Source organism: Streptomyces sp. MAR4 CNX-425, assembly GCF_048656465.1.
Taxonomy (GTDB): Bacteria; Actinomycetota; Actinomycetes; order Streptomycetales; family Streptomycetaceae; genus Streptomyces.
In genome coordinates this window covers 220,821-234,929 of sequence record NZ_JBMDLF010000012.1, presented here as the reverse complement: position 1 = coordinate 234,929, position 14,109 = coordinate 220,821, and the positions used below count along the sequence as shown (strand labels likewise).

At 72.8% G+C, this 14,109-nt stretch carries 9 protein-coding genes; 2 read left to right on the top strand and 7 right to left on the bottom strand.

The window, feature by feature from the left end; all coding sequences use genetic code 11:
- Positions 1-5: 5 nt before the first annotated feature.
- Positions 6-1,610 carry an ABC transporter substrate-binding protein gene (locus tag ACHZ99_RS28995; protein ID WP_420307755.1) on the bottom strand — a complete coding sequence of 535 codons (1,605 nt, stop codon included), beginning with the start codon at positions 1,608-1,610 and terminating at the stop codon, positions 6-8.
- A gap of 218 nt (positions 1,611-1,828) precedes the next feature.
- On the opposite strand from ACHZ99_RS28995, the gene ACHZ99_RS28990 reads away from it, so the two are divergent.
- The gene (locus ACHZ99_RS28990; RefSeq protein ID WP_420307754.1) at positions 1,829-2,842 is read left to right on the top strand and encodes an LCP family protein; all 1,014 of its coding nucleotides are present in this window, start codon (positions 1,829-1,831) and stop codon (positions 2,840-2,842) included.
- A 78-nt stretch (positions 2,843-2,920) separates the two neighbouring features.
- Here ACHZ99_RS28990 and ACHZ99_RS28985 read toward each other — a convergent pair whose 3' ends face one another.
- From ACHZ99_RS28985 to ACHZ99_RS28960, 6 genes are all read right to left on the bottom strand, one after another.
- A complete protein-coding gene (locus tag ACHZ99_RS28985; RefSeq protein ID WP_420307753.1) occupies positions 2,921-4,921 on the bottom strand; it encodes an N-acetylmuramoyl-L-alanine amidase in 2,001 nt (666 codons plus the stop codon).
- A 243-nt stretch (positions 4,922-5,164) separates the two neighbouring features.
- On the bottom strand, positions 5,165-6,193 hold the full coding sequence (locus ACHZ99_RS28980) for an ABC transporter permease (protein ID WP_420307752.1): 1,029 nt from the start codon (positions 6,191-6,193) through the stop codon (positions 5,165-5,167).
- Positions 6,190-7,155, bottom strand: a complete 966-nt coding sequence (locus ACHZ99_RS28975; protein WP_420307751.1) for an ABC transporter permease — start codon at positions 7,153-7,155, stop codon at positions 6,190-6,192. Before ACHZ99_RS28975 ends, ACHZ99_RS28980 begins: the two co-directional genes overlap by 4 nt.
- Entirely contained in the window at positions 7,148-8,845 is a 1,698-nt protein-coding gene (locus ACHZ99_RS28970; RefSeq protein WP_420307750.1) for a sugar ABC transporter ATP-binding protein, read from the bottom strand. The genes ACHZ99_RS28975 and ACHZ99_RS28970 overlap by 8 nt, the downstream gene beginning before the upstream one ends.
- 5 nt (positions 8,846-8,850) lie before the next feature.
- Positions 8,851-9,939 carry an ABC transporter substrate-binding protein gene (locus ACHZ99_RS28965; protein WP_420307748.1) on the bottom strand — a complete coding sequence of 363 codons (1,089 nt, stop codon included), beginning with the start codon at positions 9,937-9,939 and terminating at the stop codon, positions 8,851-8,853.
- Positions 9,940-10,179: 240 nt separating this feature from the next.
- Positions 10,180-11,211 (bottom strand): LacI family DNA-binding transcriptional regulator, encoded by a 1,032-nt coding sequence (locus ACHZ99_RS28960; protein WP_420307747.1) that lies wholly within the window; start codon positions 11,209-11,211, stop codon positions 10,180-10,182.
- A gap of 231 nt (positions 11,212-11,442) precedes the next feature.
- On the opposite strand from ACHZ99_RS28960, the gene ACHZ99_RS28955 reads away from it, so the two are divergent.
- Entirely contained in the window at positions 11,443-14,013 is a 2,571-nt protein-coding gene (locus tag ACHZ99_RS28955) for a PA14 domain-containing protein (RefSeq protein ID WP_420307784.1), read from the top strand.
- Positions 14,014-14,109 lie beyond the last annotated feature (96 nt).

The following is a 14,109-nucleotide window of genomic DNA, read 5'->3' as shown; positions in this document are numbered from 1 at the left end:
CCCGGTCACGGCGCGGGCTGCCAGCTCTCGACGTTCCACCAGGGCCCGCTGCCGAAGCCGTGCTCGTGCGGCTCGACCTGGGTGGTCAGGCCGCGCCAGGTGTCGGCGAGGACGTAGATGTGGTCGATGTGGGTGAGGAAGATGTAGCCGGGGTTGTCCTTCAGCTCCTGCTGCACCCTGTCGTACGCCCGCTTGCGCTCGGCCTTCTCGCCGCTCTCCCGGCCCTCGACGAGGGCGGCGTCGACGTCCGGGTTCGTGTACGAGGCCATGTTGTTGAAGCCCTGCCCGGCCAGCTTCGAGTAGAGCATCGGGTAGAGGTCGAAGTCGGGGTCGGCGGGGCTGCCGCCGCCCGCGAGCACGGCGTCCTCGGCCATCCGCGGCTCGATGACCTCCCAGGTGCCGCTCTCCACCGTGGCCTCGATGCCGACCTTCTTGGCATCGCCGGCGAAGGCGAGGGCGTGCTCCTGGCGGAGCTTGTCGCCGGAGGGGTAGTAGAGGGTGAACGAGGCGCGCTGCCCGTCCTTCTCCCGGATGCCGTCGTCGCCGACGCGCCAGCCGGCGTCGTCGAGGATCCGCTCGGCCCGCTCCGGGTCGTACCGGCGCTCGGTGCCCTTCGCGAACCACTCGCTGTCGGTGGGCACGGGCCCGTACGCGGCCTTGCCGCGGCCCTCCAGCAGCTTGTCGACCATGGTGTCGCGGTCGACGGCCACGTCGAGGGCGCGGCGGATGGCGACGTCGCCGGTGACGGGGTTGCCGGTGGGCAGGGTGACGGCGCGGTGGTCGGCGGTGGTGGCGGCGAGGGTCTGCTTGTCGTCGTCCTCGGCGAACGTCTTGGCGAGGTTGGGCGGCAGGATGGCGCCGTCGAGGTCGCCGGAGCGCAGCCGGGTGGCGCGGATGTCGTCGTCGGCGATGATCGCCATGGTGAGCTTCTTCACCTGCGGCGCGCCGCCCCAGTAGTCGGGGTTGGCGGAGAAGGTGAGCTTCTCGCCCTTGCGCCAGCTGTCGAGGACGTACGGGCCGGTGCCGACGGGTTCGGTGTTGAACGCGCCGGTGTTGACGTCGCCCTTGCCGGCGACGTGCTCGGGCACGATGGGCAGCACGGTGCGCTCGGCGAAGGGGGCGTAGGGGTACTTCAGGTGGAAGACGACCGTGTCCTCGCCCTGTGCCTCGACGCTCTCGACGGCTTGCAGGTCTCCCTTGGAGACGTTGTTGGTGCCGGGGTCGAGGATGGTCTCGTAGGTGAAGACGACGTCGGCGGCGGTGAGGGGCTCGCCGTCGCTGAACGTCACGCCGTCGCGGAGCCGGTACGTGTAGGTGGTGCCGTCGGCGGTGATCTCGGGCAGGGCGCGGGCGAGTGCGGGGCGCAGCTCCATGTCGGCGTTGCGGGCGAGGAGTCCGTCGAAGAGCTTGGAGTTGCCGTCCTTGCCGTAGCCGAGGAGCGGGCTGAGGGTGTCGGGCTCGTTGGCGACGCCGAGGACCACGGCGGTGCCGTCGCCGCCGGAGGCGCCGGAGTCGTCGTCGGCGTCCGGGTTCGAGCAGGCGGCGGCTCCCGCGAGCACCGCCGCTGCCGCCGTGACCGAGACCGCTGCGCGTATGCCGCGGACTGACATGCCCACTCCCCTGTTGAAAGCCGACCGTTATTGCGAACAGTTCGCAATTAGAACCCATGATCGGCGCGCGGCGCAATGCGGCATCCACGACGCGGACGGCGGCCGGCCGTCTACGTCGACCGGGTGGCCCGGGACGGGACACGGCCACCGCAACCGGCATACCGGGGCATTCCGGGCCGTAGCATCCGGTGTTCCGCACCCCACCGGGAAGGACTCCGATGGCGCTCTCCCCGCCGACCCGCACCCTCGCCGGCGGCGCCTGCCTGGCCGTGCTCGCCGGCTCCGGCTACGCCTGGGCGCTCGGCACCGCGCCCCGGGCCGACCCCGGCGGCACCCACATCCTCGTCGTCGGCAGCGACTCGCGCGCCGGGCTGACCGCGGCGGACAAGCGCCGCTGGCACGCGGGCGGCGCGGCCTGCCGGTGCGCCGACGTGATCATGGTCGTCCACCTGTCCGCCGACGGCGAGCGGGCGGCCGTCGTGAGCCTGCCCCGCGACTCCTACGTGCCCTTCGCCCGGCACGACGACGGCGACGGCGCCGCCCGCGTCCACTCCGGAAAGCTCAACGCGGCGCTGCGGCACGGCGGTCCCGGCCTGCTGACGCGCACCGTGGAGCGCGCCACCGGGCTGGACATCGACCACTATCTCCAGGCGCGTTTCAAGGGGTTCGTACGGGCGGTCGACGCACTCGGCGGCGCGACCGTGTGCACGAAGGAGCGGATGCGGGACGAGCACTCCGGCATCGATCTGACGCCCGGCCGCCACCGCCTCGACGGCGGCGGGGCGCTGAAGTACGTCCGCACCCGGCACAGCGGCCACGGCGACATCGACCGGGTGCGCAGGCAGCAGCGCCTGGTCGCCGGCATCGCCGGCCGGCACCTGGCCGCGGGCACGCTCGCGGCCCCGGAGAGGCTGGACGCGCTGGTCGGCGAGGTCGCGCGGGGGCTGCGCCCGGGACCCGGGACGAGCGTGGCCGACATGCTCGCGCTGGCCTGGCAGGCGCGCCGGCTGAAGCTGCGGAACGTGGAGTTCGCCACCGTGCCGCTGGAGAGCATCAGCCACCCGGCCGGCGAGTGGGGCTCCGCGGTGAAGTGGAACGAGGCGCGGGCGCGCGCGCTGTTCGACCGGATGGAGCAGGACAAGAAGCTGGCGCCGGCCGACGAGCGGGGCCCGCGCGGCGGCTTCGACTGGACGGGCCGGGTCGCCCCCGGCGACCGGATGGACTGCGACTGACGCGCCCGCGCGCACGCCGCCGCGGGCACGCGAACGGCGCCGCCGGGATCGGACCGGCGGCGCCGCGGCGCGTACGGGTCAGAAGACCCAGCGCACGTTCACGTCCTCGGCCTTGACGAAGCCGATGCGGTGCCCGATCTGGACGATGTGGTACTTCGTCTCACCGCGGACCACCGTGCGGTCGCCCGGGCCGGAGCCGTCGAAGGTCACGGCGCGGTAGTACTCGCCGGGGACCGTGCCGCCGTAGGAGTACGCCTGGCCGGCCTTGAACTCGTACGGGTGCGGGGAGATCGGCTGGTACGGGATCTCCGGCGGGTACGCCGCCTCCTCCGGGTACGCCCGGCCGTAGACCGGCACCGACTCCTTGCCCCGCTTGGGCGTGACGATCTTCCCGGCGGTGAACTCGGCGACCCGCTCGCCCCGCGGGTTGTGGAACCAGCCCTTCAGCCCGTGGTACCAGATCGCCACCCAGTCGCCCCGGCGGTCCGCGACGACGTACCGCTGCCCGGCCGAGGCCCGGCTGCCGATGTCGGAGACGTGCATGTCGGACGCCCGGCCGTCGGGGTGCAGGCCGATGTCCACGAGCAGCGGAGAGTCGGCGTCGGGCCGCGCGTGCAGGATCACCGACGACGAGGGCGCGAGCGGGCACGGCTCCCGGGGGTCCGAGCCCGGCTCGTAGCTGCACCCGGTGAACCGCGGCCGGTTGTCCTCGAAGTCCGGCTTGATCAGCACCATCGACTTCGTGAACCCGCCCGGGCTGCGCAGCGGCGCCCGCAGCAGCGTGAAGTAGTGCTCCCAGTCCCAGTACGGGCCGGGGTCCCAGTGCATGCCGGGGATGTTGGCCGTGGTGGTGCCGGGCACGTTGTCGTGGCCGATGATGTGCGTGCGGTCCAGCGGGATGTCGTACTTCGCCGCCAGGTAGCGCACCAGGGTGGCCGAGCTGCGCATCATCGCCTCGGTGTACCAGGTGCCCTGGTCCTTGGCGAAGCCCTCGTGCTCCAGCCCGATGGACTCGGCGTTGATGTTCCAGTTGCCGGCCTGCCAGGCGACGTCCTTGTGCTTGATGTGCTGCGCGATGTGGCCGTCGGAGCTGCGCAGCGTGTACTGCCAGCTGGCCGCCCGGTTCGGGTCCTGGACCATGTTGATGACGCCGGGGTAGCGGCCCTCGGTGTCGTGGACGACGATGTACTCGATCTTCTGGTCGTGCGGCCGGTTCGCCTTGTCGTGGTTGACGTACGCCCCGGGGTTGTCGGGGTTCGTCTGCCGGTACGTCGCCGGGATCCACTCGCAGCCGAGCCGCTCGGGGCACTCGACGTCCTCGCCCGCCAGCCGCGGCAGGCCGAGTTCGCCGAGCCACCGCTCGCGCGGCGCCAGGGACGGGTCGGCGGCGAGCCGGACGGCGTGGCCGTCGTCGGTGGTGCGGGCGGCGCCGCTGCGGAGGGTGGCGTACACCTCGTCGGCGAACGTCCGCGCGTCCTGCTCGTACGCGGCGCCCGCGTACTTCGCGACCGCGCCGTACCAGTCGGCGGGGTCGGCCGAGGCCGGCGCGCCCAGGTCCTCCTGGTAGGCGGCCAGCAGCGCGGCGCCGCCGGCGATGTTCGCGCCCGGCTTCGCGCGCAGCGTCTCCGCGTCGGTGCCGGTCAGCTCGGCTGCCTCGTACAGCGTGGTGAGGGCGGGGCCGAACTCCTCGTCGCCGAGGGGCCGGCCGGTGTCGCCGCGGGGGTCCTCGGCGGTGCCGCCGTGGTGGTCCTCGGCGAGGACGGTGGGCGCGTCGGTCAGGTGCATGGGCCCGAAGCCGGCGTCGGTGCTCGGCTCGCCGGCGTGGGTGTCCCAGCGGGACTCCAGGTACGACACGCCGAGCAGCACGCTCTCCGGCACGCCGTACTCCTCGGCCGCCGCGGCGTACGCGGCCTGCCGCGTCGCGGGCGCCGCCGCGCCGGCCTCGTCGTCGGCGGCGGCGCCGGCGTCCGGGAGGGCCGCCGAGGTCAGCGGCAGCAGCAGCGCGGCGGCGACGGCCGCCGTCGCCCAGGGTCGTCTTCGCGGGTTCACACGTGGGCGTGTGGCGGGGGTGGCAGGCAACGGTGCTCCTCAGCTGGGGGGAGGGACGAGGATAGGCGCGTGCGGTGCGTATCAGGGGTACCGACTTGCCCGGGCGGCCGTCAATCCCTCCCATGGCAACGAAAGTTGCACGTCAGCCGGGGTGCCGCGGAACTGCGCGGCGGCAGTGGTCCAGACCGGTGCCGACGGCCGGCCGCGGCTCGGGAACCGCGACCGGCCGCCGTACGGCCGCCGGGCCGACCCGCCCGGTCACCCGGCGGCCGGTCAGGGGGCCCGGCGCTGCCGGGCGAGCCAGGTCTGCGCGACGACGACCACCACGAGGAAGCCGCCGCTGACGACCTGCTGGTAGGCGGAGTCGAGGGAGCCGATCTGGTTGATGACGTTCTGGATCACCTTCAGCAGCAGCACGCCGACGAGCGAGCCGCCGACGAAGCCCATCCCGCCGGAGAGCAGCGTGCCGCCGATGACGACGGCGGCGATCGCCTCCAGCTCCATGCCGAAGCCGAGGATGGTCACCCCGGAGTCGAGCCAGGCGGCGTTCAGCGCTCCGGCGAAGCCGGCGAGCAGCCCGTTGAGGGTGTAGACCAGGGTCTTGGTACGGGCCACGGGCGCGCCCATCAGCGCGGCGGCGTCCTCGTTGCCGCCGACGGCGTAGACGTGCTGGCCGAAGCGGGTGCGCCGGAGGACGACGCCGCCGGCGACGAACAGCGCGGCGGTGATCCACACGGGGACGCCGACGCCGAGCAGCTTGCCCTGGCCGAGGTCGGCGAAGAACGAGCCGTCGGCGACGAGGTAGGTGTTGGCGCCCTCGTCGGTGATCGCCAGCATCACGCCGCGGGCGCCGAGCATGGCGGCGAGCGTGACGATGAACGGCGCGAGCCGCAGCCGGGCGATGAGCAGCCCGTTGACCAGGCCGACGAGCCCGCAGACGGCGAGCGGCAGGAGCAGCGCCACGACGGTGCCGTGGCGCGAGCCCCAGGCGGCGAGCACGCCGCCGAGCACGAACACCGAGCCCACGGAGAGGTCGATGCCGCCGGTGACGATGACGAAGGTCATGCCGAGGGCGACGATGGCGAGGAAGGCGGAGGAGACCGCCATGTTCTCGAAGTTGCCGGTGGTGGCGAAGGAGTCGAACGACAGCGAGGCGACGGCGACGAGGGCGATCAGCGCGACGAGCGCGCCGTGCTGCTGTGCGAGCGCGCTGAGCCGCTCGCCGCGCCCGGAGCCGGCGGGCTCGCCGGCGTCGTACGCGACGAGCCCTTCGTCGGCGGTGGCGTCTTTCACGGCGGTCACCGCTTTCCCCTCTCCCTTGCGGCGTACACGGCGAGGATGATCACTACGGCCTGGGCGATCTGCGTCCACGACGGCTCCAGGTCGTGTTTGATCAGGGTGGCCGTCAGCAGCTGGATCAGCACCGCGCCGGCCACGGTGCCGCCGATGCGGACCCGGCCGCCGGTCAGCGGCGTGCCTCCGACCACCACCGCGGTGATGGCGGACAGCTCCATCAGGTTGCCCAGCGAGGTGGGGTCGCTGGCCGACAGCCGGGCCGTGGCCAGGAAGCCGGCGACGGCGGCGAGCACGCCGGAGGCGACGTACACGACGATCAGCACCCGGCGCACCGGGAGGCCCGCGAGCTTCGCCGCCGGGCGGCTGTCGCCGATGGCGAGCAGCTGCCGCCCGAAGGTGGTGCGGCGTACGACGAAGCCGACGACGACCGCGAGCGCCGCCGCGATCAGCACCACGTACGGCACGCCGGCGAACTCCCCGGAGCCGAGGGTGGCCATGCCCGGGTCGCGGATGTCCTCCAGCTGCGGCAGCAGCACCAGCGCCAGGCCGCGCGCGCCGACCATCAGCGCGAGCGTGGCGACGATCGGCTGGACCCCGATGTACGCGATGAGCGAGCCGTTCACCAGGCCCACCGCGGCGCCGCCGGCGACCGCGACGATCAGCGCGACCCACGGCCCGTACCCCAGGTAGAGCGCGAGCAGCGAGGTGGACAGGGCCATGACCGAGCCGACGGACAGGTCGACGCCCTCGCTGCCGATGGCCAGCGCCATGCCGAGCGCGACGATGACGACGGGGGCGACCTGGACGGCCTGGGTGCGGAAGTTCTCGGTGGACAGGAAGTGCGGGGTGAAGGCGATGTTGACCAGCAGCAGGGCGGCGACGCCGGCGTAGACGCCGTACTCCTGGAGCCAGCGCAGCAACCGCTCGCGGTCGGCGGGCAGCGCGCGCCGCAGCGTGAGGTCAGCCATGGCCGCTCTCCTTCGTGCCGCCGGTCGCGGCCGCGGCACCGGGCGCCGGGTCCCCGCCCGGCCCCGCCGCGGCCGCGATGGCCTCCATGAGCCTGTCCTCGGTGACGTCGTCGCCGGTCAGCTCGCCGACGACGGCGCCGTCCCTGAGCACCACCACGCGGTCGGACCCCTCGATCAGCTCCTCCACGTCGGAGGAGATCAGCAGCACGCCGAGGCCGTCCTCGGCGAGTTCGTCGACGAGCTTCTGCACCTCGGCCTTGGCGCCGACGTCGATGCCGCGCGTCGGCTCGTCCAGCAGCAGCACCCGGGGCTGCATGGCGAGCCAGCGGGCCAGCAGCACCTTCTGCTGGTTGCCGCCGGACAGCTCGCCGACCTTCTGGTGCGGGCTCGCGGCCTTGATGCGCAGCCGGCTGACGAACGTCTCGACGACCGCGTCGATGCGGGACTCGGAGACCAGCCCGTAGCGGGACATGCGCGGCAGCGCGGCCAGCGCGATGTTCTCGCGGACCGAGAGGCCCGGCACGATGCCCTCCGACTTGCGGTCCTCGGGCAGCAGGCTGATGCCGGCGCGGATCGCGGCGGGCGTGGAGCCTGTGCGTACGGGCGCGCCCGCGACGGTGACGCGGCCGGCGGACAGCGGGAGGGCGCCGGCGACGGCCTTGGCGGTCTCGGTCCGGCCGGAGCCGAGGAGTCCGCCGAGGCCGACGACCTCGCCGGGGCGGATGTCGAGGGAGACGTCGTGCAGCTCGTGCCGGCGCGTCAGGCCCTCGGCGCGCAGCACCGGCTCCCCGGCCCGGCCGTCGTGACGGCCGCCGGAGAACTTGGTCGTGCCCTCGGCACTCACCTCCCCCGCCTCCCGCCCGAGCATGAGGGAGACCAGCCGGAGCCGGTCGAGGCCGGCGAGCGGGCCGGTGTGCACCAGGCGGCCGTCGCGCAGCACGGTGACGGCGTCGCAGACCGCGTACAGCTCGTCGAGGCGGTGGCTGACGTAGACGACGGCGACGCCCTCGGCGCGCAGCCGGCCGATGACGCCGAAGAGGGTGTCGACCTCGCGGGGTTCGAGGGAGGACGTGGGTTCGTCCATGACGACGACGTCGGTGCGGCCGGACGCGGAGACGGCGCGGGCAAGGGCGACCATCTGCTGGGCGCCGACGCCGAGTTCGGCGAGGGGGCGGCGGACGTCGACGCGGACGCCGTAGTCGAGGAGCATGCGCTCGGACTCCCGGTGCATGCGGCCGAAGTCGATGAGGCCGCCGCGGCGGCGCGGCTCCCGGCCGAGGAGGAGGTTGCGGGCCACGCTCATCAGCGGGATGAGGTTGACCTCCTGGTAGATGGTCGAGATGCCGGCCTGCTGGGCGGCGAGCGGGGTGGCGAAGGCGGCCCGCTCGCCGCGGTAGGTCAGCTCGCCCTCGTCGGGCTGGTAGACGCCGGTGAGGACCTTGATGAGGGTGGACTTGCCGGCGCCGTTCTCGCCGACGAGGGCGTGCACCTCGCCGGCCCGGGCGGTGAAGTCGACGCCGTCGAGGGCGAGGACGCCGGGGAAGCGCTTGGTCAGGCCGCGTACCGTCAGGACGGCGGGGCGCTCCGCCGGCCCGGCCGGGGCGTCCGCGGTGCGCGGGCCGGCGGGCCGGACGGGCCCGGGGGACCCGTCCGGCTCGCGCTGCTGGGGCGGCTCGTTCGCTGCGGCCATCGGGGTCAGTACGCCTTGCCGAGGTCGGCCTCGGCGTTGTCGGCGGTGTACTCGCTGTCCTCGATGACGATGTCCTGGCCGACCTCCTCGCCCTGGGTGAAGGCGTCGAGGGTCTCGAAGGCCAGCGGGCCGAAGCGCGGGTTGGACTCGATGACGGCGTCGATCCAGCCGTCGACGATGCCCTGGACGGCGTTGCGGGTGCCGTCGATGGTGACGATCTTGATCGCCCCGGGCTCCTTGCCGGCGCCCTTGAGGGCGGTGACGGCGCCGAGGCCCATCTCGTCGTTCTCGGCGTAGATCCCGGTGATCTCCGGGTTGGACTGGATGAGCTGCTCGGTGACCTGCTGGCCCTTCTCGCGGACGAACTCGCCGGTCTGCTCGAAGACGATCTCCAGGTCCGGGGCCTTCTCGGCGATCCGGTCCTTGAAGCCCTTGGTGCGCTCGGTGGTGACGTTGTTGCCCGGCGCCCCCAGCAGGATGGCGATCTCGCCCTTGCCGCCGGTGGCCTCGATCATCTTGTCGGCGGCCCGCCTGCCCTGCTCGGTGAAGTCGGAGCCGATGAAGCTCACGTAGTCCTTGCAGGGCTCGGCGTTGATCTTCCGGTCGATGGTGACGATCGGGATCTTCTTGTCCGCCGCGGACTTCAGCACCGGGTCCCAGCCGTCGGAGTTCAGCGGGGCGATGACCAGCAGGTCGGCGCCCTTGGAGATGAGCGCCTGCACGTCGCTGATCTGCTTGGAGAACTGCGACTGGGCGTTGGCGGTGAGCAGTTTCACGCCGCGCTTCTCGGCCTCGTCCTTGATCGAGGCGGTCTCGGCGATGCGGAAGGGGTTGGCCTCCTTCTCGGACTGCGAGAAGCCGACGGTGGCGTCGGCGAGGTCGATCTTCTCGCCGCCGTAGTCGCCGATCGTGCAGGTCGGACCCGAGCCGCCGGCGACCTTCTGCTCGCTGCCCTGCGCCTCCTGGGAGCCGGCGGCGCCGGTGGTCCCCTCTTCGTCGTCCTCGGACTTGGCGCAGCCGGCCGCGAGCGCGAGGCTCGCGCTGAGCGCGACGGCGAGCAGGGTTCTGGCGGCGGTACGGGCGTGCGGCTTCATGGTGATACCCCGATTCGGGCGGTGGAGTACGAGGGCCGGGCCGCTGCGCGGGACCGGAGGAATCAGAGGATGTTTTACATCGTTGGAAGGGAGCTGTAAACACCTCCCGCAGCACGGATTCGTCCGGCGGGGATCGCCACGGCCCCTGGCCCGTACGGGAGTTGACGACCCGTCACGGCGGCGGCGGGCAGGCCGGGGCACCCGCCCGGGGCGGGCCCGGGCGGGGCCGTACCGCAGGGGTCAGCCGCTCGTGCGACCGCGCGTACTCTCCCGCTCGACCAGCGAGAACGCCGGGTTCATCTCCTGCGACTCCGGCGCGCTGCCGTCGCCGTGGGCGGCGTCGAGACGCTTGACCACCGACTCCACCGCGAGCCGGGCGATGGCCCGCTTGTCCGGCGCGATGGTGGTCAGCGTGACGGCCCCGTACCGGCTCTCGGTGATGTCGTCGAAACCGACGACCGCCACGTCCTCCGGCACCCGCAGCCCCCGCTCGGACATCACCCGCATCGCGCCGATGGCGATCAGGTCGTTGTACGCGAAGACCGCGTCCGGCCGCTGCCCGGAGTCCAGCAGCCGCGCCATGGCGGCCGCGCCGTCCGCCCACTCCCAGCCCTCGCTGTAGGCCACCAGCGCCTCGTCCACCGGCACGCCGCGGTCCGCCAGCTCCGCCCGCCAGCCGAGAAGTCGCAGGTGGGCGGGTTGCTGGGCGTGATCCTCGCGGGCGCCGAGGAACGCGATCCGGCGCCGCCCGAGGTCCAGCAGATGACCGACCGCCTGCCGGGCGGCGGCGATGTTGTCGATGGCGATGTGGTCGTACGGCAGGTCGTAGCGCCGCTCGCCGAGGAGCACCAGCGGGGTCTCCTCGGCCCGGCCGCGCAGGTCCTCGGTCTCCAGCTCCAGCGGGCTGAGGATCAGCCCGTCCATCACCCGGGCCCGGAAGCCCTGGCAGACCAGCAGCTCCAGCTCGCGCCGGCCCTGGGTGTGGTCGAGCAGGACGGTGAAGTCGTGCCGAGCGGCCTCGTCGATGACGTGGCCGGCCAGCTCGGCGAAGTAGGGGTTGCCCAGCTCGGGCACGGCGAGCGCGATGATGCCCGTCCGGCCTTTGCGCAGGTGGCGGGCGGTCAGGTTGGGCCGGTAGCCGAGTTCGTCGATGGCCTGCTGCACCCGGGCCCGCATCGCCGGCGTGACGTGCGGATAGTTGTTGACCACGTTCGAGACGGTCTTCACCGACACGCCCGCCCGCTCGGCCACGTCCTTGAGGCTGACTCTCACCGCGTTCCTCCTACGCCGTTTGGTCATGCACTGGACACAACGCAGGAGGCGTGCTGTCATGCCAACTGCCCTTGTTTCCAACGTTATACAAGACGCCCGGGGGCAAAGGGCAGACCCAGCACCCGCATTCTCCGACTTCCGGAGGTACCCGTGCACCGCTCCCTCAGACGCGTACGGCAGCGACTACTCCGCTGGCCGACGCCCATTCTCGCCGCCCTGGCCCTGACCCTGGTGCCCGCCGGCCCGGGCTTCACGGCCACCGGCGCGGACCGGCAGGCCGCCGACTCCCCCGAAGCCGCCGACGTCCACGGTCTCAAAGGCGAGTACTACACCCACAGCGCCCCCGGCGCCTTCGACTTCGACCAGCTGAAGGCCACCGCCTTCGACCCGTCGCTGGACTTCGACACCCTGGAGCCGCGGCTGGAGGGCCGCACCGGCCAGGCCGACGACGTCAGCGTCCGCTGGACCGGCGGGATCACCCCCGAGGTCTCCGGCGAGCACACCTTCCACGTCAGCGCCGACAACGGCTTCCGCCTCTGGGTGAACGGCGAACTCACCATCGACCACTGGGTCGACGACTGGGACAACGAGCAGACCTCGCAGCCCGTGACCCTGGAGGCGGGCCGCACCTACGACCTCAAGGTGGAGTACTTCGAGCACTACGGCGGCTCCAACTTCCACCTGCGCTGGACGCAGCCGGGCGCAGAGAAGGAGGCCGTCCCGCAGTCCGCGTTCTCGCTCCCCGGGGACTTCGCGTACGACGGCCCCACCGACGTCGCCGTGCAGCCCGACGGCCGCACCCTGACCATGGACTTCGCCCAGCCGCTCGCCGCTCCCCCGGCGGCCTTCGACGAGCACCTGGAGACCGTCATCGGCGGCGCCGAGTGGCCGCGCTCCGCGGCCGAGCTCGACCCCGCCGACCCCTCCCGGCTGATCGTCCCGCTCGACGAGCCCGTCGTCGGCCAGGGCGGCTCCGCCGACGTGCGCTACGACGGGCAGGGCGGCCTGACCGGCGCGGACGGCGCGGCCGTCGGCGAGTTCTGGACCTCGGGGACGAACGACTCCGAGTACCAGCTGCGCACCGAGTGGGCCGACGACGTCGACCCGGACGCCCCGCTGCCCGAGTACCCGCGCCCCCAGCTCACCCGCGAGGACTGGCAGAGCCTCAACGGCACCTGGCAGTTCGCCGGCGCCACGGAGGGCGAGCGCCCGCCGTTCGGCCGCACGCTCGACGAGGAGATCGTCGTGCCGTACCCGGTCGAGTCCGAGCTGTCCCGCGTCCAGCGGCACGAGGAGCGCATGTGGTACAAGCGCACCTTCACCGTGCCCCGCGACTGGCGCGTCGGCCAGCGCGGCGAGCGGTTGCAGCTCAACTTCGACGCGGTCGACTGGAAGGCCGACGTCTGGGTCAACGGCGAGAAGGTCGCGTCCCACAAGGGCGGCTACGACCGCTTCAGCGCCGACGTCACCAAGGCGCTGCGCGGCCACGGCAGGCAGGAGCTGGTCGTCGGGGTCTACGACCCGACCGACTCCGCCGACGGCGAGAACCCGCCGATGGGCAAGCAGCGGCTCTCCCCCAGCGGCATCTGGTACACCTCCTCCTCCGGCATCTGGCAGTCGGTGTGGATGGAGCCGGTGCCCACGCACCGCGTCGGGGACCTGGACATCACCCCGGACGTGGCCGGTGAGCAGGCCGCCGTCGAGGTGCGCGGGGTACGCGACGGGCTGCCGGTCACCGCGACCGCGTACGCCGGCGACCGCGAGGTCGGCACCGTCACCGGCCGGACCGGCGAGGCGCTGGACGTGCCCGTGCCCGAGCCCCGGCTGTGGTCGCCGGACGACCCGTTCCTGTACGACCTGGAGGTCACCGTCGGCCACGGGAGCCGGGCCGACGAGGTGGAGAGCTACTTCGGCATGCGCACCGTGGGCGTCGAGACCGTCGACGGGCAGCGGCGCATGATGCTCAACGGGGCGCCGGTGTTCTCCATGGCCACCCTCGACCAGGGCTTCTGGCCCGAGGGCATCCACACCGCGCCCACCGACGAGGCGCTGAGGTTCGACCTCGAAGCGCACAAGGAGATGGGCTTCAACTCCGTGCGCAAGCACATCAAGGTCGAGCCGGACCGGTGGTTCTACCACGCCGACCGGCTGGGGCTGCTGGTGTGGCAGGACATGCCGTCGATGAACACCAAGACGCCGTCCCAGAGCGCCCGCACCCAGTTCGAGCTCGAACTGAAGGAGATGATCGAACAGCACGACAGTTACCCCTCGGTGATCATGTGGGTGACCTTCAACGAGGGCTGGGGCCAGTACGACCAGGCCCGGATCGCCGACTACGCCAAGGAGCTGGACCCGACCCGGCTGGTCAACAACATGAGCGGCCACAACTGCTGCGGCGCGGTCGACGGCGGCAACGGCGACATCTCCGACGCCCACGGCTACCCGAGCCCGCAGCTCCCCCAGCCCGACGGCACGCGTGCGCTGGTCAGCGGCGAGTACGGCGGCCTCGGGCTGGCCATCCCGGGCCACGCCTGGCCGGTGCGGCACACCTACGTGGGCGTCGACCGCGCGGCGTACACCGAGGAGTACCTGATCAAGCTGGCCGAGATCGAGCGGTTCGCCGCCTGCAACGGCAGCAGCGGCGCCGTCTACACCCAGATCACCGATCTGGAGGGCGAGCTGAACGGGCTGCTCACCTACGACCGGAAGGTCGTCAAGCCGGATGTGGAACGCATCCGGGCCGCCCACGAGGCGCTGATCGAGGGGGCCGAGAACGGCACCCTCACCTGCGACGCCTCCTGACGGACCGCCCGCCCCCGGCTGCCCCCGGCCGCGGCACCCGCCGCGGCCGGGTCCGGGGCGGGCCCGCCGCCCGGCGTGCCCGAGCACCCGGGCCCC

What these genes read in the sequence shown, in the direction of transcription:
- ACHZ99_RS28965 (WP_420307748.1), bottom strand. Translation starts at nt 9,939, where the DNA reads ATGAAGCCGCACGCCCGTACCGCCGCCAGAACCCTGCTCGCCGTCGCG.
- ACHZ99_RS28995 (WP_420307755.1), bottom strand. Translation starts at nt 1,610, where the DNA reads ATGTCAGTCCGCGGCATACGCGCAGCGGTCTCGGTCACGGCGGCAGCG.
- ACHZ99_RS28990 (WP_420307754.1), top strand. Translation starts at nt 1,829, where the DNA reads ATGGCGCTCTCCCCGCCGACCCGCACCCTCGCCGGCGGCGCCTGCCTG.
- ACHZ99_RS28975 (WP_420307751.1), bottom strand. Translation starts at nt 7,155, where the DNA reads ATGGCTGACCTCACGCTGCGGCGCGCGCTGCCCGCCGACCGCGAGCGG.
- ACHZ99_RS28970 (WP_420307750.1), bottom strand. Translation starts at nt 8,845, where the DNA reads ATGGCCGCAGCGAACGAGCCGCCCCAGCAGCGCGAGCCGGACGGGTCC.